General features: G+C 72.0%; 20 protein-coding genes. 8 read left to right on the top strand and 12 right to left on the bottom strand.

The features are described from left to right. Window positions 1–105: 105 nt before the first annotated feature. On the bottom strand, window positions 106–870 hold the full coding sequence (locus FHS34_RS15110) for an IclR family transcriptional regulator (protein WP_184965277.1): 765 nt from the start codon (window positions 868–870) through the stop codon (window positions 106–108). Further along, the gene (locus FHS34_RS15105; protein WP_425579012.1) at window positions 867–2,090 is read right to left on the bottom strand and encodes a sugar kinase; all 1,224 of its coding nucleotides are present in this window, start codon (window positions 2,088–2,090) and stop codon (window positions 867–869) included. The genes FHS34_RS15110 and FHS34_RS15105 overlap by 4 nt, the downstream gene beginning before the upstream one ends. 170 nt (window positions 2,091–2,260) lie before the next feature. On the opposite strand from FHS34_RS15105, the gene FHS34_RS15100 reads away from it, so the two are divergent. Further along, on the top strand, window positions 2,261–3,556 hold the full coding sequence (locus FHS34_RS15100) for an amino acid deaminase (protein ID WP_184965275.1): 1,296 nt from the start codon (window positions 2,261–2,263) through the stop codon (window positions 3,554–3,556). A 9-nt stretch (window positions 3,557–3,565) separates the two neighbouring features. Further along, the gene (locus FHS34_RS15095) at window positions 3,566–5,176 is read left to right on the top strand and encodes an N-acyl-D-amino-acid deacylase family protein (RefSeq protein ID WP_184965273.1); all 1,611 of its coding nucleotides are present in this window, start codon (window positions 3,566–3,568) and stop codon (window positions 5,174–5,176) included. 29 nt (window positions 5,177–5,205) lie between these two features. On the opposite strand, the gene FHS34_RS15090 is transcribed toward FHS34_RS15095, so the two are convergent. The 3 genes from FHS34_RS15090 to FHS34_RS15080 form a co-directional block, all read right to left on the bottom strand. Continuing rightward, the gene (locus FHS34_RS15090) at window positions 5,206–6,063 is read right to left on the bottom strand and encodes a S1 family peptidase (RefSeq protein ID WP_184965272.1); all 858 of its coding nucleotides are present in this window, start codon (window positions 6,061–6,063) and stop codon (window positions 5,206–5,208) included. Window positions 6,064–6,205: 142 nt separating this feature from the next. Beyond that, complete coding sequence (locus FHS34_RS15085) at window positions 6,206–6,676, bottom strand: LiaF domain-containing protein (protein ID WP_184965270.1); 471 nt, start codon at window positions 6,674–6,676, stop codon at window positions 6,206–6,208. A 445-nt stretch (window positions 6,677–7,121) separates the two neighbouring features. Next, window positions 7,122–7,823, bottom strand: coding sequence for a hypothetical protein (locus FHS34_RS15080; protein WP_184965268.1), 702 nt, complete (start codon window positions 7,821–7,823; stop codon window positions 7,122–7,124). Between the two features lie 126 nt (window positions 7,824–7,949). Between FHS34_RS15080 and FHS34_RS15075 the strand changes: the two genes are divergently transcribed. Both FHS34_RS15075 and FHS34_RS15070 read left to right on the top strand, forming a co-directional pair. Further along, window positions 7,950–9,161, top strand: coding sequence for a pyridoxal phosphate-dependent aminotransferase (locus FHS34_RS15075; protein WP_184965266.1), 1,212 nt, complete (start codon window positions 7,950–7,952; stop codon window positions 9,159–9,161). 89 nt (window positions 9,162–9,250) lie between these two features. Then, window positions 9,251–9,670 carry an SCO4983 family protein gene (locus tag FHS34_RS15070; RefSeq protein WP_184965264.1) on the top strand — a complete coding sequence of 140 codons (420 nt, stop codon included), beginning with the start codon at window positions 9,251–9,253 and terminating at the stop codon, window positions 9,668–9,670. Window positions 9,671–9,793: 123 nt separating this feature from the next. On the opposite strand, the gene FHS34_RS42580 is transcribed toward FHS34_RS15070, so the two are convergent. Next, the gene (locus FHS34_RS42580; RefSeq protein ID WP_313149144.1) at window positions 9,794–10,294 is read right to left on the bottom strand and encodes an MmyB family transcriptional regulator; all 501 of its coding nucleotides are present in this window, start codon (window positions 10,292–10,294) and stop codon (window positions 9,794–9,796) included. Between FHS34_RS42580 and FHS34_RS42575 the strand changes: the two genes are divergently transcribed. Next, on the top strand, window positions 10,184–10,519 hold the full coding sequence (locus FHS34_RS42575; protein WP_280528492.1) for an SDR family oxidoreductase: 336 nt from the start codon (window positions 10,184–10,186) through the stop codon (window positions 10,517–10,519). The genes FHS34_RS42580 and FHS34_RS42575 overlap by 111 nt on opposite strands. Window positions 10,520–10,640: 121 nt before the next feature. Here FHS34_RS42575 and FHS34_RS15055 read toward each other — a convergent pair whose 3' ends face one another. Then, window positions 10,641–11,759 carry a glycosyltransferase gene (locus FHS34_RS15055; RefSeq protein ID WP_221508893.1) on the bottom strand — a complete coding sequence of 373 codons (1,119 nt, stop codon included), beginning with the start codon at window positions 11,757–11,759 and terminating at the stop codon, window positions 10,641–10,643. A 167-nt stretch (window positions 11,760–11,926) separates the two neighbouring features. On the opposite strand from FHS34_RS15055, the gene FHS34_RS15050 reads away from it, so the two are divergent. Beyond that, a complete protein-coding gene (locus tag FHS34_RS15050) occupies window positions 11,927–12,526 on the top strand; it encodes a tetratricopeptide repeat protein (RefSeq protein ID WP_184965256.1) in 600 nt (199 codons plus the stop codon). A 40-nt stretch (window positions 12,527–12,566) separates the two neighbouring features. On the opposite strand, the gene FHS34_RS15045 is transcribed toward FHS34_RS15050, so the two are convergent. After that, window positions 12,567–13,682: a glycosyltransferase gene (locus tag FHS34_RS15045; RefSeq protein WP_184965255.1), complete on the bottom strand. Its 1,116-nt coding sequence runs from the start codon at window positions 13,680–13,682 to the stop codon at window positions 12,567–12,569. A 353-nt stretch (window positions 13,683–14,035) separates the two neighbouring features. Between FHS34_RS15045 and FHS34_RS15040 the strand changes: the two genes are divergently transcribed. Next, window positions 14,036–14,557 carry a tetratricopeptide repeat protein gene (locus FHS34_RS15040; RefSeq protein WP_184965253.1) on the top strand — a complete coding sequence of 174 codons (522 nt, stop codon included), beginning with the start codon at window positions 14,036–14,038 and terminating at the stop codon, window positions 14,555–14,557. Then, window positions 14,554–15,828 (top strand): glycosyltransferase, encoded by a 1,275-nt coding sequence (locus FHS34_RS15035; RefSeq protein ID WP_184965251.1) that lies wholly within the window; start codon window positions 14,554–14,556, stop codon window positions 15,826–15,828. Before FHS34_RS15040 ends, FHS34_RS15035 begins: the two co-directional genes overlap by 4 nt. Window positions 15,829–15,886: 58 nt before the next feature. Here FHS34_RS15035 and rfbD read toward each other — a convergent pair whose 3' ends face one another. The 4 genes from rfbD to FHS34_RS15015 all read right to left on the bottom strand — a co-directional run bounded on the left by rfbD (window position 15,887) and on the right by FHS34_RS15015 (window position 19,466). Beyond that, window positions 15,887–16,795, bottom strand: a complete 909-nt coding sequence (rfbD, locus tag FHS34_RS15030) for a dTDP-4-dehydrorhamnose reductase (protein ID WP_184965249.1) — start codon at window positions 16,793–16,795, stop codon at window positions 15,887–15,889. Beyond that, entirely contained in the window at window positions 16,792–17,766 is a 975-nt protein-coding gene (gene rfbB / locus FHS34_RS15025) for a dTDP-glucose 4,6-dehydratase (RefSeq protein ID WP_184965247.1), read from the bottom strand. Before rfbB ends, rfbD begins: the two co-directional genes overlap by 4 nt. Before the next feature lie 122 nt (window positions 17,767–17,888). Beyond that, a complete protein-coding gene (locus tag FHS34_RS15020) occupies window positions 17,889–18,662 on the bottom strand; it encodes a hypothetical protein (protein WP_184965245.1) in 774 nt (257 codons plus the stop codon). 213 nt (window positions 18,663–18,875) lie between these two features. Beyond that, window positions 18,876–19,466 carry a dTDP-4-dehydrorhamnose 3,5-epimerase family protein gene (locus tag FHS34_RS15015; protein WP_184965243.1) on the bottom strand — a complete coding sequence of 197 codons (591 nt, stop codon included), beginning with the start codon at window positions 19,464–19,466 and terminating at the stop codon, window positions 18,876–18,878. Window positions 19,467–19,486 lie beyond the last annotated feature (20 nt).

Genomic DNA, 19,486 nt, shown 5'->3' with positions numbered 1-19,486 from the left:
GCGTCTCGGTCGTACGGGGGTGCCCGTCACCGGCGTCCCGGTCGTACGGGGGTGCCCGTCACCGGCGTCCCGGTCGTACGGGGGTGCCCGTCACCGGCGTCCCGGTCATGCGGAGGTGCCCTTCACCGGCGTCCTCCCGGAGTACTCGCCGCTGATCGCGTCCGCCGTACGGCGGACCAGCGGGAGCAGGGTGAGGAGTTCCTCGGCGGTGACGACCACGTTCGGCGCGGACACCGACATCGCGGCGACCACCCGGCCGTCGGCGCCGCGGACGGGGGCGGCGACGCAGTTGATGGACTCCTCGTGGCCACCGAGGTCGGTGGCCCAGCCCTGTTCGCGCACCGTGGTCAGTTCTTTGAGGAACGCCTCGGAGTTCGGGGTCGAACGGGCCGTGTACAGGGGGTAGTCGAGCCGCTCGGCGAGGGCGCGGCGCTCGGCCGCGGGCAGGTCGGCGAGGAGCAGCTTGGCGACGGCCGCCACGGTGATGGCCACCGGCTTGCCGATCCGCGAGTACATGCGGACCGGGTAACGGCTCTCCACCTTGTCGATGTACAGCACCTCGTTCTCCTCGTACACGGCGAGGTGGACGGTGTGGCCGCAGCTCTCGTTCAGCCGTACCAGGTGGGGGTGGGCGATCTCGCGGATGTCGAGGTTCTCCATCGCCTCCTGGGCGAGGGCGAAGAGGCGGGCGCCGAGGCGGTAGCGCTGGTCGGACTGGCGGTATACCAGGCCGTGTTCGTGCAAGGTGCGCAGGAGGCGGAGGGCCGTGGACTTGTGTACGCCGAGGCGGTCGGCGACCTGTCCGAGGTCGGCGGGGCCCTCGGCGAGCAGCGGCAGGATGCTCAGGGCGCGGTCGACGGTCTGGCTCATGGGATGTTCGCCTCCTCCTCGGCCTGCTCGGCTTGCGTCCAGCCGGGGCCGAGTCGAAGTCTCCCCCATGCGGCGTCGTCCAGGGCGGCGAGGCGGTCGGCGTGGTCGCGGGCGGGGGGTGCGGCGAGGTCGCCGGGGGTGGTGAGAGCGGCGGCGGCGAAGAGGTGGCCGTGTCGGAGCCGGTCCCGCAGGGGCAGTCGCCGGAGGGTGGCGGAGAGGAAGCCGGCGGCGAAGGCGTCCCCGGCGCCGACGTGGGCGACGACGTCCACGTCGGGTGCCAGCACGAAGACGGCGCGACCGTCGGCGTCCTCGGCCCCATCGGCGCCGCAGTCCTCGAACCCGTCGGTACCGCGGTCCTCGACCCCATCGGCGCCGCGGTCCTCGAACCCGTCGGCGCCGCGGTCCTCGAACCCGTCGGTACCGCGGTCCTCGACCCCAGCAGCGCCAAGCCCCCCGAACCCCACGCCACCCCGGCCCCCGGATCCCCGGGTGTCCAGACCCTCGAACCCCCCGGTGTGACGCTCGAACGCGGTCGCTCCGCCCCTGCCCTGTTTGACGACCACGACGGCCGGCCCGGGCAGCGCCTCCAGGATGGCCCTGCCGCCGTGCAGCCCCCAGGCCCGGCGTGCCTCGTCGGCGCCGACGAAGACGATGTCGGCGCGCCGCGCGAGTTCCAGCAGTACCTGCGGGCCGTCGGCGTCCGGCCACAGCGCGGGGCGGTGATTGACGTCGAAGGAGACCAGCGGGCGGCCGGGCCGGGGCGCGGTCAGCTCGCGCATCAGCTCCAGGCAGGTGCCGGACAGCGCGGCGGTGATCCCGGACAGGTGCAGCACCCGCCCCGACCATGCCGCCGCCAGGTCGACGTCGGCCACGGACATGGCGGAGGCAGCGGAGCCGGCCCGGTAGTACGCCACCTCGTGGGCGTCGGTGTCCCGATCGGCCGCGGTGCGGAAGTAGATGCCCGTGGGCCGGTCCGGGTCGGTGCGCACGGCGCCGGTGTCGACCCCGTATCCGGTGATCTGCTCCACCAGGTGCTGCCCGAAGCCGTCCGCGCCCACCCGGCTCACCCATCGTGCCGAGTGCCCGGCAGCCGCCAGGACGCAGGCCACGTTGGACTCCGCGCCGCCGATCGCGCGGTGGAAGGAGGGGACGTCCGCGAGGCGGCCCGCCCGGCTGGGCAGGAAGGTGACCATGGACTCGCCGAGCGCGACCACGTCCACGGTGTCCAGCGGGCGCGGAACGGTCGAGTCGTAAGCAGCGTCGTCGATGATGACTCCTGTCGATGTCCGGGCGGCGGCTCCGTTGACCCGATGTCGGCGAGATGCTAGACACCAGTCAGCACCACATGCAATGGCTGTTGCACATAGCGCAACGCCAGGAGAGGGGCTCGATGAGCACCGAAGCGCTCGCCCGCCAGGCCGCGGAACGCCTCGCACGCCTTGCCGAGGAACGCGTCGACCACCGCTTCAAGGGCCTCCCGCCGGACGCCGACGGCCTGACCGTCGCCGAGCTGGCCGCCCAGCGCCGCAACCTCTTCCGGGACGGCGACGGCTTCACCAGCCCCGTTCTCGCCCTGTCCGCCGAGCGCCTGGAGCACAACCTCGCGCTGATGGAGACGTACGCCTCCCGGCACGGCCTGGCGTTCGCCCCGCACGGCAAGACCTCCATGGCCCCGCAGCTCTTCCGGCGCCAGATCGAGCACGGCGCCTGGGGCATCACGCTGGCGGTGCCCCACCAGGTGCGGGTGGCGCGGGCGTTCGGCGTCCGACGGGTCTTCCTCGCCAACGAGCTGGTGGACGCCTCCGCCCTGCGCTGGATCGCCGGTGAGCTGGCCGCCGACCCGGAGTTCCGTCTCGTCGCTTACGTCGACTCCGTGCGCGGGGTGGAGCTGATGGACGCGGCCCTGCGCGGCACCGCCCGCCCGGTGGACGTGGTCGTGGAGCTGGGCGCGGGCGACGGCGCCCGGACCGGTGTGCGCACCGAGGCCGAGGCCGCGGCCGTGGCGAAGGCCGTGGCCGCCGCGCCGGGCCTGCGGCTGGTCGGGGTGGCGGGCTACGAGGGCGAGGTGCCGCGGGCCGATCCGGAGCGCGTGCGGTCGTACCTGCGGCGGCTGGTGGCGCTGGCCGCCGGGCTGGACGGGAGCGGACGGTTCGCGGACGCGGAGGAGATCGTGGTCAGCGCGGGCGGCAGCGCCTGGTTCGACGCGGTGGCCGACGTCTTCGCCGAGATCCCCGAGCTGTCCAGGCCGGTGCTGAAACTGCTGCGCTCGGGCGCGTACGTCTCGCACGACGACGGGCACTACCACAGGCTCACCCCCTTCGCCCGGGTCCCGGAGGAGGGGGCACTGGAGCCCGCCTTCCGGCTGTGGGCGCAGGTGGTCTCCCGCCCCACCGCCGAGCAGGCCTTCGCCAACGCGGGCAAGCGGGACGCCGCCTACGACCTGGACCTGCCCGTCGCCCAGGTGGTACGCCGGGACGGTGTCGAGCGCCCGGCCGCCGGCATCACCGTGACCGGCCTGTCCGACCAGCACGCCTGGCTGCACACGGACCCGGAGGCGGACGTCGAGGTCGGCGACTGGGTGGGCCTCGGCCTGTCCCACCCGTGCACGTCCTTCGACAAGTGGCAGCTGATCCCGGTCGCCGAGGCGGACGGCACGGTCGTCGACTACATCCGTACGTTCTTCTAGGAGGCCCGCGTGGAGGACCTGGTCGTCCGGGACGCCGACGTCGTCGACGGCAGCGGGGCGGACTCCTACCGCGCCGACGTCGTGATCGACGGCGGCCGGATCGTCTCCATCGTCAAGGAGGCGGCCGCCGCGGGCTGCCAACGGCCGTGCGCCGTACGGGAGATCGACGCGGAGGGCCTGGTCCTCTCCCCCGGCTTCATCGACATGCACGCCCACTCCGACCTGGCCCTGCTGCGCGACCCCGACCACAGCGCGAAGGCCGCCCAGGGGGTCACCCTGGAGGTCCTCGGCCAGGACGGGCTGTCGTACGCGCCGGTCGACGACCGCACCCTGGAGGAGGTGCGGCGGGCGATCACCGGGTGGAACGGGTACGGCGACGACATCGACTTCGACTGGCGGTCGGTCGGCGAGTACCTCGACCGCCTGGACCGGGGCATCGCCGTCAACGCGGCCTATCTGATCCCTCAGGGCACGGTCCGGGCGCTCGCCGTCGGCTGGGAGGACCGCGAGGCGACGCCCGGGGAGCTGGACCGGATGCGGCGGCTGGTGGCCGAGGGGCTGGAACAGGGCGCGGTCGGGCTGTCCTCCGGCCTCACCTACACCCCGGGCATGTACGCCGGGGACGCCGAACTGACCGAGCTGTGCCGGGTGGTGGCCGCGTACGGCGGCTACTACTGCCCCCACCACCGCTCCTACGGCGCCGGGGCCCTGGAGGCCTACGCCGAGATGGTCGCCCTGTCCCGGGAGGCGGGCTGCCCGCTGCACCTGGCGCACGCCACGATGAACTTCGGCGTCAACGAGGGCCGGGCACCCGAGCTGCTGGCCCTGCTCGACCGGTCCCTGGCCGAGGGCGCGGACATCACGCTGGACACCTATCCGTACACCCCCGGCTGCACGACCCTCGCCGCGCTGCTGCCGAGCTGGGCGAGCGAGGGCGGCCCGGAGGAGGTCCTGGCCCGGCTGGCCGATCCGGCGACGGCCGGGCGGATCCGGCACGACCTGGAGGTCACCGGCTCGGACGGCTGCCACGGGGTGCCGGTGGAGTGGGAGACGATCGAGGTCTCCGGGGTGGCCGATCCGGCCCTCGGCGACTTCGTGGGCCGCAGCGTCCGCGAGTCGGCGGACCTGCGCGGCGAGTCCCCGTGGGCCACGGCGCACCGCCTCCTGGTGGGCGACCGCCTCGGTACGACGATCCTCCAGCACGTCGGCCATGAGGAGAACGTCCGCGCGATCATGCGGCACCGCGCGCACACCGGCGGCTCCGACGGCATCCTGCGGGGCGCCAAGCCGCACCCGCGCGCGTACGGCACCTTTCCGCGCTATCTCGGCCACTACGTGCGGGAGTCGGGCGTGCTGACGCTGGAGGAGTGCGTCGCCCACCTCACCTCCCGGCCCGCGGCGCGGCTGCGGCTGCCGGACCGCGGACTGGTGCGCGAGGGGTACCGGGCCGACCTGGTCCTGTTCGACCCGGAGACGGTCGCGCCCGGTGCCACCTTCGCCGAGCCCCGGGCGCTGCCGTCCGGAATCCCGCACGTGCTGATCGACGGCCGGTTCGTCATCGAGGACGGCAGGCGGACGGACGTGCTGGCGGGGCGGGCGGTGCGGCGCACGCCGGTGTGACCGCCCGCCCGCCCGCCCGCCGGCCAGGGCTACGGCTTGGGCAGGGTGCAGCCGGCCGCGTTCAGGTCGAGCTTGTTGCCGGTGGTGAAGCAGGCCGGGATGTTGTAGATCTCCTGGGCGTAGTTGATGCCCTGGCGGACGGTGACGTTGCCGCCCGCGTCGACCTCGCACGGGTTGTTCACCGTGCAGCGCTGGCCGTCCTCGTTGCCGGTGTTGTTGACGGCGACGACCTTGCCGGTGGCGGTGTCGATGACCGGGGAACCGGAGGTGCCGCCGATGGTGTTGCAGGCGGAGGTGTAGCGGACCGAGTCCTTGAAGGTCCAGTCGCCCTCCTTCAGCCGGTACACGAACCCGTCGACGTTGCAGCTGTAGATGCGCTTCCAGTAGCCGGAGACCACCTTGATGGCGGTGCCGGCCGTGGGGTGCGTGTCCTGCACGGTCAGCGGGCTGATCCCGTACGAGCTCTTGATCCTCGCGTACGTGGTGGTGGTGCGGTAGATGGTGACGTCCGTGTCGGTCATGGTCGAGTAGACGACCTGGTTGGCACGGAGGGTCGCGACCCGGCTGCCGGCGGAGTTCAGCAGGCCGAAGGAACGGCTGGAGGACTGGCCGGTGATGACCTCTCCGGCGTCCGGCATGCCCGTCTCCAGGCAGTGGCCGTTGGTCAGCACGAGGGCCGGGTCGGTGTCGGCGGAGTTGGGGAAGCGGATGACGGAGCCGGAGCAGTTGCTGAGCGAGACGGTGCCGGCGAAGTCGACCGTGGCCTTGACGGCCTGGGGGGCGTGCGGGGAGGCCTTGACCGCGGTGTGCGGCGCGGCGATCGCCGGGGTCGCGCCGAGCCCGGCTATCGCCAGGGAAGAGAGCGCGGCAAGGAGAGGCTTGTTCACGTGGGGGTCCCCTCTTACGACGTGGGCGACCGGAGGGGTTTCCGGCCGCCCGCTTGGTTGTCATGCGCATTGTCGACAGGAGAGGGGGGTGGGGACAAGAAGCCGCGTCAGGTCATAGGGGTTTCCCTGTGCCGAGCGGCGATCAGCGCACGCCCCGCGGGGACTTGACGACCACGGCGCCGAACAGGGCGAGGCCCTTCACCACGACGCGCGGCGCCCCCGGCCGCCCCGCCCCGCGGGCCCGGCACCCGCCGAACACGCCGAACAGACCGAGCCCCCGGACCTCGACGTCGATGTCGTCCGGCACGACGATCCCGGTGCCGCCCCACAGCGCCACCGCCCGGATCACCGTCTCCCGGGCGGCGAAGCGGGCCTCGGTCAGGTCGAGCCGGCCGCCGCCCCACATCGACCAGGCGGTGAACCGGGGCGGAACCACCCACGCGCCGTCCCGGCGGCACCCGCCGAACACGCCGAGCGCGAGCCGGGACGTGGGCGTGCGGTCCACCGCCGGCGAGTCCCGGAGCCCGGGGTCGGGCAGCCCGCTCGCGGCGGCCTCCGGCTCGCCCAGCGTCCGGGCGGCGTGGACCCGGCCGAGCCGGCCCGTCCGACTCACCCGGCGGCAGCCGGCCGTCCGCCACGGCGGCCCGCACCCGTTCGAGGACGCGGCCCCGGTCCTCGTCGGCGGGCAGCACCTCGTGACCGGGCCGGACGGCGGGGGTGGCCCGCTCGCCGTGGCCGGGAGTTCGAGCCTGTCCGGTCATGGGACAACCTTCGCACGCCCGCCAACTGGGCCGCCGCGTCGCCCCGTTGCCACGGCGCCGCACCGGCATGCGGCCCGGTCGGCAGGCCAGCGCGGCCCTCCGGCCAGGGGAGGACCCGCATGGTCCCGTCAACTGCACCGGTGGGCCGCCTCGTTGCCACGGCGCCGCACCGGCATGCGAACCGGGCAGAGCAGCGTGGCCCCCCGGTCAGGGGAGGACCCGCACGATCCCGTCAACCGCGCCGGTGGGCCGCCTCGTCGCCCTGACGAGGTGAGGCGATGCGGCCCGGTCGTCGGGTCAGCGGGGCCATCTGCCGTGGCCGTGGCCGTGGCCGGGGTGGGACGTCGTCGGACCGGTGGACGACACCGTCGGCGTGGGGTCGGTGGAGGCCGTGGCCGGGGCCGACGGGCTGCCGTCCGGCTCCCCGGGACCGGCGCTCGGGCTCGTGCCGCCGGACGGAAGCCCCGCCGTGCCGGACGGCGAGGCCTCGGCGGACCGGACGGGGGCGCCCGGAGCCGACGTGGCCGGGCCGGTGACGGCGGGGGCGGGCGCGGCCGGGACGGTGGCCACCGGGGCGGACGTGGCCGGGCCGTCGTCGTCGGCCGTGGGGCCGCCGGCGACCCGGCCGTCCGCGGGACGGGAGCCGTCCGGGGCACCCCCTCCGGTCAGGCCGGCGATCACCGCGACGGTTCCGGCCACCCCGAGGGCGCCGGCGACGACGGCCACCCGCCGGCGGCCACCCGGGCGCCGCCGTGCCCGACGGAGCGCGGCGCGCCCCTCACCGGGTCCGGGCGGCACGGGCTCCGAGGGCACCGGCGGCAGCTCGCGGGTCTCGTCGTACGCGTTCTGCCAGCCGTGCGCGGCGGCGGGATCGGCGTACGCGTCGTAGGCGGGGGCCGGAGACGGCAACGGCTGGTACACGTTCGGCCGGACCCCGGGCGTGCCACCCGTTCCGTCCATGCCGTACGCCCCCGCCTCGTGCTCCTGTTCCGTGGACATGCCAGCGGATTGTAGGGACGCAAGTGGCCCGCGAGACAGCTGTCAGCGATTTCCGGGCAAACCTCCGTGTCTCACGTGGCGGAAAACACGGCCCATCGGGCATGACCGGGTCGTAAGCTCACGGACATGCAGGTGATCCAGTCGACCAAGCTCGCCAACGTCTGTTACGAGATCCGGGGACCGGTACTCGAAGAGGCCATGCGGCTGGAGGCGGCAGGCCACCGCATCCTCAAGCTCAACACCGGCAACCCGGCCGCCTTCGGCTTCGAGTGCCCGCCGGAGATCCTGGAGGACATCCTCCGCAACGTCTCCACCGCGCACGGCTACGGCGACGCCAAGGGTCTGCTCGCCGCCCGGCGCGCGGTCGTGATGCACAACCAGACCCTCGGCATCGAGACGGACGTCGAGCACGTCTTCATCGGCAACGGCGTCTCCGAGCTGATCGTGATGGCGATGCAGGGCCTGCTGGACGACGGCGACGAGGTCCTCGTACCGTCCCCGGACTATCCGCTGTGGACGGCGGCCGTCTCCCTCTCCGGCGGCACGGCGGTGCACTACCGCTGTGACGAGCAGTCCGACTGGATGCCCGACCTCGCCGACATCGAGCGCAAGGTCACCGACCGCACCAAGGCGATCGTCGTCATCAACCCGAACAACCCCACGGGAGCCGTCTACGACGAGGCGCTGCTCAGGGGGCTGACGGACATCGCCCGCCGGAACAACCTGCTGGTCTGCTCGGACGAGATCTACGACAAGATCCTCTACGACGGCGCCACGCACATCCCGACCGCGAAGGTCGCCCCCGATCTGCTCACCCTCACCTTCAACGGCATGTCGAAGGCGTACCGGGTGGCCGGTTACCGCGTCGGCTGGATGTCGATCTCCGGCCCGCGCGCCCACGCCGACTCCTACATCGAGGGCCTGACGATCCTGGCGAACATGCGGCTGTGCGCCAACATGCCGGGCCAGCACGGAGTGGTCGCCGCGCTCGGCGGCCGTCAGTCGATCAACGACCTGGTGCTGCCGGGCGGGCGGCTGAAGGAGCAGATGGACACCGCGTACGAGCTGCTGACCCAGATCCCCGGGGTGAGCTGCGTACGGCCGAAGGGTGCCCTGTACCTGTTCCCGCGCCTGGATCCGCAGGTCTTCAAGGTCAAGGACGACCGGCGGCTGGTCCTGGACCTGCTGCGCCAGGAGAAGATCATGGTCGTCCAGGGCACGGGCTTCAACTGGCCGGAGCCGGACCACTTCCGGGTGGTGACCCTGCCGACGGTCGGCGATCTGCGCGACGCGGTGACCCGGATCGGGACCTTCCTGGACGGTTACGGCCAAACGTAGTCGACGGACTTCACTCCGTGACACGACTCAACTTTAGACGAATTCTAAGCTAGGATGGCTTCCTGTCAGCGCACAGGAGGCCATCCCCCATGTACGAACCGATCCGCACCAAGTCGGTCCACAGCACGATGGCCGGCACCACCTCCGACTTCCCCCACCGGTCGCGCGAGGAGGAGCTGGACATCCAGCTCGCCGGGCACCTCGCCGCACTGCTCGCGGTCACCGACGAGCTGCGCGCCCTGGCCCCGTCCGCCGACCTGGACACGGCCGCCGAGCGCCTCGCGGCGCAGGTGACCCGGCTGCGGGGAGGACGTACGCCGCTGCGTGCGGCCCCGACCGCGGCGGGCGATCCGGACGCGCTCAACCGGCGGGCGCACGCGCTCGCCGGCCGGGCGCTGGTGGTCGCCGCCTCGCGCGCGGACACGGCCGCGGCGATCCTCGCCGCCGAGCGCATGGACGCCCACAGTGACGCGCTGTCCGAGCCGAAGGAACTCAGTCCGGCCCACTGACCCCGTCCAGGGGTCCCCCTGTCGGCCCCGGTCCGCGTGCACCCGCAGCGACGCGCGGACCGGGCGCCATGAACCGCCGCCGCCCTCCCCGGGCGCGGGCACCCGCCCCGACCCGGCGCGGCGTCAGCGAACGGACGCGGCGAGCAGCCGGAGTGCCGCGGCGGACGCCGAGTCCGGTTCCGCGTGGAGCACGACCAGGCGCTGTCCCGCGTCGGCCGCCAGGTGCATGACCTCCTCGCCGAGGGTGAGCGGACCGACGAGCGGGTGGTGGTAGCGCTCCGCGGTGGAGCCGCATTCGCCGACCGGGTGCGCGGCCCAGAGGCCGGCGAACTCCTCGCTGAGCACGGTGAGTTCCCCGATCAGGCCGAGCAGGTCCCGGTCGTCGGGGAACTGCCCGGCGGTCCGCCGCAGCGCGGCCACCGCCTCCCCGGCCCGGCGGTCGAAGTCCGGGTACAGCTCCCGCTGGCGCGGGTCCAGGAAGAGCATCCGGGTCAGGTTGGGACGGCTGCCGGCCTGGTCCGGGCGGCCGCCGGGCGGCTGCGGGACGGCGGGTCGGTCACCCTGCTGCCGGGCTCCAGCAGCCGGCGCCCGTCGGACGGACGCGGGGTGTGGGGAACACTGCACGGCGCGATCGAGGCCCTGGCCCGCAACGCCGCCTACGAACTCGGCCCGCTCCGGGTGAACGCGGTCAGCCCCGGCGGCATCGGCGTGCACCCGGCCAACCGCCAGCTGATCGCGCACCCCGGGCAGCCGGACGACGTCGCGGCGATGGTCATCGCCCTGATGGCCAACCCGGCGGTCACCGCCACGGTCGTCGACGGCGGGGAGTTCCTCGGCGATCCCGGCTGACCGCCAGGGGGCCCTCCGCCGCCGGCACAGTGCTCTTCGCGGCCATCGCGGTGCCCTCCGCCGGCATCGCGGTGCCCTCCGCCCCCCTGTCCGGCCCGGACCGGCCGCCTGGGTGTTCGTCTCAGGTTCCGACGAGTTCCTCCGCGGGCAGCCGGCTCCGGGCGAGGCCGAGATTGCAGAGCACACGCTCACGATGCGCGTCGGGCAACGTGCCCCGCGCCAGCAGGCGTTCGGCGCAGGCCTTCGATTCCTCGTACTCCCCGACCCAGAACGCGGCCACCGCCAGTTCGTCCAGCGTCTGCCACTCGTACCAGGCGGGCTCGACGAACAGGTGGTCGTCACCCGGATACGGCAGGCGTGCCGCCTGCCGCGCGAACAGGTAGGCCAGCGGCCAGCGCTCGCCGTTGAGGCGGCACCAGCGCGCGAGTTCGCCGAGCGCCTCGGCGCGTGCCGGCCGGCTCTCGTGCGCGCCGAGGTAACGGCCCATCACCTCGGCCGGCGGCCGGCCCAGCCCTTCGGCCAGGCGTGCGGCGAACAGGCGGGCGCAGTAGACCTCCTCGTCCCAGCCCCCCATGCCCGCCCGGCGGTCGTAGGCCTCGATCGCCTGCTCGGGCTCGTCGGCGAAGCGCAGGCTCTGGGCCAGGTAGAACACGTATCGCGCGTTGTCCGGCTCCTCGGTCAGGCCCCGCCTGAGGATCTCGGCGTCTCCCAGGTACTTCTCGCGCCGGCTCTTGCCCCTGCCGCGCCCGCCGCCCCCCAGGATGACCAGGGTGGGCCCTTCGAGCGTCCCGACGCTGTACGGCGCAGCGCAGTCGAGGTACTCGTGCAGGACCCCGACGTACCGCCAGGGCAACCGGGTCGAGACCAGGGCGCGGCGCCGGTACCGGGCGGGCCCGCTGCTGACGTCGACCCGGTAGGCGTCGAGGGTCAGCTCCGGCATACGAAAGTCCGGGTCCACCGCCATCGCGTCGTCGGCGTCCACGAAGAGCAGGTAGTCCGCGCGGTCGCGGGCGAGTTCGATCGCCTCGGTGCGGCTGCCGTCGAATCCCCTCCAGGGCCTTTCGTGCAGTTCTCCCGGCAGATCGCGGTAGACGTCACGGATCACGTCCTGGGTGCCGTCGGTCGAGCCGGTGTCGACGATGACCCAGGAGTCGACCAAAGGGCGTACGGATTCGAGACAACGCCGGATCACCGGTGCCTCGTCCTTCACGATCATGTTCAGACAGACCGTTCGCTTCACGGGGCCCATGCAAAAACCCTCTTCACGACTCGTACATCCGGGTGGTTCGCAAGTTTCGGACTCCCGCCGAAGAGCGGCGCCTTCGGAACGTCCCCCTAGCATCGGTGGCGGCCGTTCGGGGCGAGGCATTTCGATCCGCAATCCACTCTTCCACGAGATGTGACACAGTGAAACACAACACTTTGCTGGCAGGTCTTATCGGTGTGGCCGCTGTCGCCACCGTAGTCGCGGCGTGGGCGATTCAGTCCCGGACCGTGGCCTCCTCGGAATCCAAGGCCCCGCCCCCGGCGTACGAGGATGCCGACGCGTTGCTGCAGAAGGGAATTCTTCAGGACCAGAATCACGACCCCAAAGCGGCCGCCCGGTCCTACAAGCGTGCACTGGATCTGGAACCGGACAACAAGTTCGCCTGGTTCAACCTCGGGGTCGTCGCCCAGGAAGTCGGAAACACGGACGATGCCCGTGCGGCCTATGAACGGAGCCTGCGGATCGATCCGGCATTCCCGCCGGCCCTCTTCAACGAGGCGCTTCTGTTCGAGACGAGCGCCCCCGACCGGGCCGTGGCGCTTCTGGAGCGTGCGACCGACACCGATCCGAAGGCGGCCACGGCGCATCTGCATCTCGGACGCATCTGGGCGCGGAAGGAGGACGCCGACAAGGCCGCGGTCGCATTCCGAAGGGCCGTCGCCATCGACCCCTCCCTGATCAACGAAGTGCCGGAGGAGTTCAGGGATTCGGCGTCCCCCGGGCCGGAGAGCCGGGACTGAGTCCGGACCGCGCCCGGAGACCCTCTCCGGCTCACGCTCCTCAGGCCCGCGCGAGTTCCCCCGGGCCGAGGCGCTGCCGGGCGAGCTCGAGGTTCTGCCTCACCCGCTCGCGGTGCTCCTCGGGCAACTTGCCTCCTTCCAACAGACGTTCGGAGCAGCTCGCCGACTCCTCGTACTCCCCGACCCAGAACGCGGCCACCGCCAGTTCGTCCAGCGTCTGCCAGTCGTACCAGCTGGGCTCGACGAGCAGGCCGTCGACCGGGTACGGGATGCGTGCCGCCTGCCGTGCGTACATGTAGGCGAGGGGCCAGCGCTGCCCCTTGACGCGGCACAGCCGCGCGAGGTCGGCCAGGGCCTCGGCGCGCGAGGGCAGGCTCTCGTAGGCACGCAGGTAGCGGTCCATCACCTCGGTCGGCGGCCGGTCGATGGCCTCCGCGATCCTCGCGGCCGCCAGGTGGGCGCAGTAGACCTCTTCGTCCCAGCCGCCCATCGTGGTCCGCCGGTCGTACGCCTCGATCGCCTTCTCCGCCTCTCCCGCGTCGCGCCAGCTCTGCGCGAGGTAGAAGGCGTAGCGGGCGTTGCCGGGCTCCTTGGCGAGACCCTCCTGGAGGACCCGCGCGTCGCGCAGGTACTTCTCCCGTACCCCTTCGTTCCTGCGGCGGCCCCCGCCGCCCACGATGACCATGCGGGCGCCTTCGAGGGCGCCGAGCGTGAACGGTGTGTCGCAGTCGATGTACTCGTGCAGAACTCCGACGTACCGCCAGGGCAGCCGGGCCGAGACCAGGCCGGGGCGCCAGTAGACGAAGCCGTCGTAATGGATGCTGACCTTGTAGGCGTCGTGGGTCAGCTCCGGCATACGAAATCCGGGCTCCACCTCCATCACGTCGTCGGCGTCGATGAAGAACAGGAAGTCCGCGCTGTCCCGGGCGAGTTCGATCGCCTCGGTGCGGCTGCCGTCGTACCCCTTCCAGGGCCTTTCGTGCAGTTCTCCCGGCAGATCGCGGTAGACGTCACGGATCACGTCCTGGGTGCCGTCGGTCGAGCCGGTGTCGACGATGACCCAGGTGTCGATCAAAGGGCGTACGGATTCGAGACAACGCCGGATCACAGGTGCCTCGTCCTTCACGATCATGTTCAGACAGACCGTTCGCTTCACGGATCACATCCATCTCGGCAGCGGCACACAACCGATGCGGGACGGTATCCAGCCGTTACCGGCCATGCAAAGAGGCTGGTCCGGGAAATCCGTTTCCGGCTCGTACATCCGAGTGGTTTGCGGTTTGGAGCGCCTGGCGAACGGCGGCGCCGTCGGGGCCGCCTCGTAACGTCGGTGACGGCCACCTGGGAAAAGCCAATCCATCCGTCCTCCACCATTCCACGAGATGTGACAACGTGAAACACAGGAAAATGTGGGCAGGGCTCGCCGGGACAGTGACGGCCGCAATCGGCGTGACCGTATGGGCCGTTCATTCCCCGTCGGCCGAACCATCGGAATCCAAGGCCTCGTCGGTGACCCGGCAGAGCGCTCGGGGCAAGGAGACGAAGGAGACGGACGCGCTCCTGCGAACCGGCCTGCAACGTCAGGCGCAACAGGATTCCGCAGGGGCGGCCGAGATCTACCGGCGCGTGCTGAAACTGGACCCGGGGAACAAGGACGCCTGGTACCGCCTGGGGCTGATCGAGCAGATGAACGGCAGGACGGAGCAGGCCCGTTCGGCCTACGAGAACGCGCTGAAGACCGATCCCGCCTTCACCTCCGCCCTCTACAGCGAGGCGAACCTGGTCGCGGCGACCGAGCCCGACCGGGCCATCGGGCTGCTGAAACGGGCCGTTGCCACCAGCCCGAAGTCATCCGTGATGCAGCTGCAACTGGGCCTGATCCTCGCGAAGTACGACCGTGACGCCGAGGCCGAGGAGGCTTTCCGCCGGGCGGTCGCCGCCGATCACCAGGTCCTGTCCCAGGTCCCGGAATCGTTCCGGGACGCAGTGAGCCCCGCACCGACCTCGAGCCACGCAGGGAGTTCCAGATGACGTCGACGGCGACACCGAGGTTCTCCGTCTTCACCCCCAGCCACCGGCCCCGCTATCTGGACGAGTGCCTCGCGACGCTGCAGGCGCAGACCTGTCCGGACTGGGAGTGGATCGTCCTGCTCAACAACGGCGCCCGGTGGCGGCCGGAGTACCCCGACGAGCGGATCCGGGTGGAGATCGCGGACGACGTCACCGGGGTCGGAGCGGCCAAGCGCCGGGCCTGTGAACTGGCGCGCGGCGAGATCCTCGTGGAGCTGGACCACGACGATCTGCTGGCCAAGGCGTGTCTGGCGGAGCTCGGCAAGGCGTTCGACGCACATCCCGAGGCCGTCTTCGTCTTCAGCAACACCGCCCAGATCACCGCGGAAGGCAAGCGGGACGACACCCGCTTCAACGAGTCCTACGGCTGGCAGTACAGCGAGGTGCGGGTCGACGGCCGCAAGCTGCTCCAGGCCCAGACCATGCCGCCGACACCGCACAACGTCGCCTACATCTGGTATGCCCCCAACCATGTGCGGGCGTTCCGCAAGAAGGCCTACGAGAAGGCCGGCGGGTACGACGCGTCCCGTACCGTCCTGGACGACCAGGACCTGATGTGCCGCCTGTTCCACCTCGGGGACTTCCACCACGTCCAGCGGTGTCTCTACCTGCAGCGCATGCACAAGGACAACACCCAGCGCGACCCGGAGATCAACGCCCACATCCAGCGCGAGACGGTCGCCCTGTACGACAAGTACATCGAGGCCAACGCCCTTGCCTGGACCCACCGGCGCGGGCTGCTCGCGCTGGACCTCGGTGCCGCCCTCCGCAAGCCGCCGGGATACCTCGGCGTGGACCAGCGGCCGGGCAAGGGCGTCGACATCGTCGCGACCCTGCCCGGGAAGCTCGACCTGCCCGACGACTCCGTCGGGCTGATGCGGGCGGTGGACTTCCTGGAGTACGTGCCCCAGAAGGTGCCGCTGATCAACGAGCTCTACCGGCTGCTCGCCCCCGGCGGCATGCTCCTCACCATGACGCCCAGCTCCGACGGCCGCGGCGCGTACCAGGACCCGACGCACGTCGCCTACTACAACGAGAACTCGTTCTGGTACTACACGGACAACCAGTACCGCGCTTACGTGCCGGACCTGGAGGCCAGGTTCCAGTCGTCCCGGCTGGTGACCTGCTTCCCGAGCGAGTGGCACTCCCAGAACAACATCTCGTACGTGGTCGCCAACCTCATCGCGATGAAGGAGGGCGCCGCTCGGTGCGGCGGCCCCCTGCTGGTCTAGCGGTCACGGCGGACGAGGCGCCCCGCGGGACTCCGGTCCCGCGGGGCGCCTCACGCGTTCAGGGACGCCGCGTCCCCCGCGCCGCCTCGGCCAGGGCCGCGAAGGCGGGCGCCGTCAGGGCCGAGGCCAGCTGGTCCTCCCACTGCGGCAGCGGCGGCAGGCCCGCCCGCCGCCAGTTGTCGTGGCCGAGTACGCCGAACGCCGGGCGCGGGGCCGGCCGCGGGAACTTGTCCGAGCCGACCGGGCGGATCCGCTCGGGGTCGAGACCGCTGAGCCGGAAGGTCTCCCGCGCGAGGCCGCACCAGGTGGTCCGGCCGGACGAGGTGCCGTGGTAGACGCCCGCCGGTGCCCGTCCGGTCAGCGCGCGTCGGCCGAGGGCGGCCAGCTGCCGCGCCAGCGCCCGGGACCAGGTCGGCTGGCCGTACTGGTCGGCCACCACGTCCAGCGTCGCGCGCCGGGCGGCGAGGCCGAGCACGGTGGCCACGAAGTTCGGGCCGTGGGGGCCGTAGAGCCAGGCGGTGCGCACGGTGTAGCCGGTGCGCGGGAGCAGTTCGGCGACGGCCCGTTCGCCTGCCAGCTTGCCGCGCCCGTAGGCGTTGACGGGTCCGGTCGGAGCGTCCTCGGGGTACGGGAGGCGGGCGTCGCCCGGGAACACGTAGTCGGTGGAGACGTGCAGCAGCAGGGCGCCGCTGTCGGCGCAGGCCCGCGCGAGATGGCGGACGCCCGTGCCGTTCACGGCGGTGGCCGCCGCCTCGGACCGCTCGGCGCCGTCCACGTCGGTCCAGGCGGCACAGTTCACGATCACCTGGTGACCGGCGGCGGCCGCCCGGACGGCCGCCGGGTCGGTGATGTCGAGCCCGTCCCGGCCCAGTCCCGTCACCACCGCGTCCGGGTCGGTGGCGAGTTCGGCCAGGACGTCCCGGCCGAGGAGGCCGTGCGCGCCGGTCACCAGCCAGCTCGTGGTCATCGCAGCGCCGCCCTCCGCTTCAGCGGCTCCCACCAGGAGCGGTGCGTCCGGTACCAGTCGACGGTGGCGGCCAGGCCCTCGGTGAAGGACACCCGCGGGGCATAGCCGAGCTCCTCGCGGATCTTGCCGTCGTCCAGCGAGTAGCGCAGGTCGTGCCCCTTGCGGTCCGCCACGTGCTCGACCCGGTCCCAGCCGGCGCCGACGGCGTCCAGCAGCAGCCCGGTGAGCTTGTGGTTGGTCAGCTCGGTCCCGCCGCCGATGTGGTAGACCTCTCCCGCCCGGCCGCCGTGCAGGACCAGGTCGATGCCCCGGCAGTGGTCCGAGACGTGCAGCCAGTCGCGCGTGTTGCGGCCGTCCCCGTACAGGGGGACCGTCCCGCCGTCGAGGAGGTTGGTGATGAAGAGCGGGATGACCTTCTCGGGGAACTGGTACGGCCCGTAGTTGTTGGTGCAGCGGGTGACCACCACGTCCAGGCCGTGGGTGCGGTGGTGGGCGAGCGCCAGCAGGTCGGAGCCGGCCTTCGACGCGGAGTACGGGGAGTTCGGGGCCAGGGGCCGGCCTTCGGTCCAGGAGCCCTCGGCGATCGAGCCGTACACCTCGTCGGTCGAGACGTGCACGAAGCGGCCGACGCGGTGGCGCAGGGCCGCGTCGAGGAGCACCTGGGTGCCCAGCACATTGGTGCGGACGAACGGTTCCGCGCCGTCGATGGACCGGTCCACGTGGGACTCGGCGGCGAAGTGGACGACGGCGTCCTGGCCGGCCATGACCTGGTCGACCACGTCCGGGTCGCAGATGTCGCCGCGGACGAAGGTGTGGCCCGGGTGTCGCCTCACCGGCGCGAGATTCTCCTCGACCCCCGAATAGGTGAGTTTGTCGAGAACGGTGATGCGCGTCGCCGGATCCGAGTCCAGCCGCCGACGGACGTATTCCGAGCCAATGAATCCGGCGGCGCCGGTCACAAGGATGCGCATGGTTCTCCGGTGGGTTCCTCTCAGGTTGCCCGCCCGGAAATGGAGGCGGTGCCCGCAGGACCGGAGTCCCGGGGCACCATCTCTCATTCCCGGATGGGCGGATGAAAATGCCGCGCCAGAAGTTACGGCGTCACGTTGGCACAGACCACCCAGGCGGTGATGCCGTTGCCCTGGCCGGTCTGGGTGGCCTGCCACCCGATCGGCGTGGCACCGTTCACCGTGGGAACCGGGACGCTCCTGCCCGGGGAACCGTTGCCCGCCTCGAAGCCACCGCCGGTGGCGATGTCACCGGTGTCGCAGAAGACGGTCGCCTGCGTGCCCTGGCTGACTCCCGCGGTCCTGACGTAGGTGCTCAGGCCGGCACCCTGGGCGCCCTGCGCACCCTGAGCACCCTGCGCGCCCTGTGCACCCTGTGCACCCTGCGGACCCTGCGTACCGGTACCGCCGGCACCCTGCGCACCCTGCGCGCCCTGTGCACCCTGCGGACCCTGCGTACCGGTACCGCCGGCACCCTGCGCGCCCTGAGCGCCCTGGGCGCCCTGCGGACCCTGCGGACCCTGCGGACCCTGCTTGCCGGGCTTGCCCGGCTTGCCCGGCTTGCCCTCGTGTCCCTGGGGTCCCTGGGGGCCGTAGTGGTCGTTGTCGTCGTAGCCGGGGCTGTACGCACCCTGCTTCAGAGCCACGTTCTCGTAGGCGGCCCGGGCGATCGCGTCGGCGATCGCCGCGTTCAGGTCTGCCGGACCGTACTCCTCCACCTCACGGCCGGCGCTGCGCCGGTCGATCGCGTCGGCGGCGGCCACCGTGCCCGGAAGCACGTTGAGCGCAACGGCGAGCGCACCCGTACCCACCATCACGGCGGACTTCAGGCGCGAATTTCGGATCGTTCTACGGCTCAAGGGAACCTTCCTTGGGAGTGAGCGGGAGCCGACTGCAAGCACGCGCACTCCGTGCGCTTTCCCTATGCGCGTCTCGGGGCGTCGGCCGCGTACGACATCAATTTGCACGCTCCGGGTATGAACGAATAGAATTCGGCTCGCGCCGTTCGGCGAGTACCACTCGTGCGGCCTCAATCCGTCCCCCATAACACCCAAAGCACGGAGTGTCGGCTTTCATTCGAGGCTTTTTCTGTATGCGGCGCACTTTTCGTAGGACGGCAGCAGGCCCCGGCGCCCCGCCTCCTGAAGCGTGGGCGCGGCGGCGTCCTTGCCGGACAGTCGGGGGACGAGGTCCTCGGGCCAGTCGATGGCCAGCGCCGGGTCGAGGGGGTCGATCCCGTACTCGCGCTCCGGCGCGTACCCCTCGGAGCACAGGTAGACGACGGTGGAGTCGTCCTCCAGCGCCATGAAGGCATGGCCCAGCCCCTCGGAGAGATAGACGCACGTGTGGGTGGCGTCGTCGAGCCGGACCGCCTCCCAGGTCCCGAACCCCGGTGAGCCGACGCGGAGATCGACCACCACGTCGAGGACGGCGCCGCCGACGCACGTGACGTACTTGGCCTGGCCCGGCGGGACCGCCGCGTAATGGATGCCGCGGAGCGTGCCGCGTGCGGAGCGGGAGCAGTTGGCCTGGGCGAGCGAGAATCCCTGGCCGACCGAGTCCCGGAAGGTCCCGCCCTTGAACCACTCGTGGAACCGGCCCCTGCCGTCCGTGAACACCCTGGGGGTGTCCACCCACGCGCCTTCGATGCCGAGGGGCCTCACCGGATCTCCTCTCCTCGCGC

Source organism: Streptomyces echinatus, from assembly GCF_014203595.1.
GTDB lineage: Bacteria > Actinomycetota > Actinomycetes > Streptomycetales > Streptomycetaceae > Streptomyces > Streptomyces echinatus.
The sequence above is the reverse complement of the archived record's forward strand: the minus strand, read 5'-3'. Positions and strand labels throughout refer to the sequence as shown.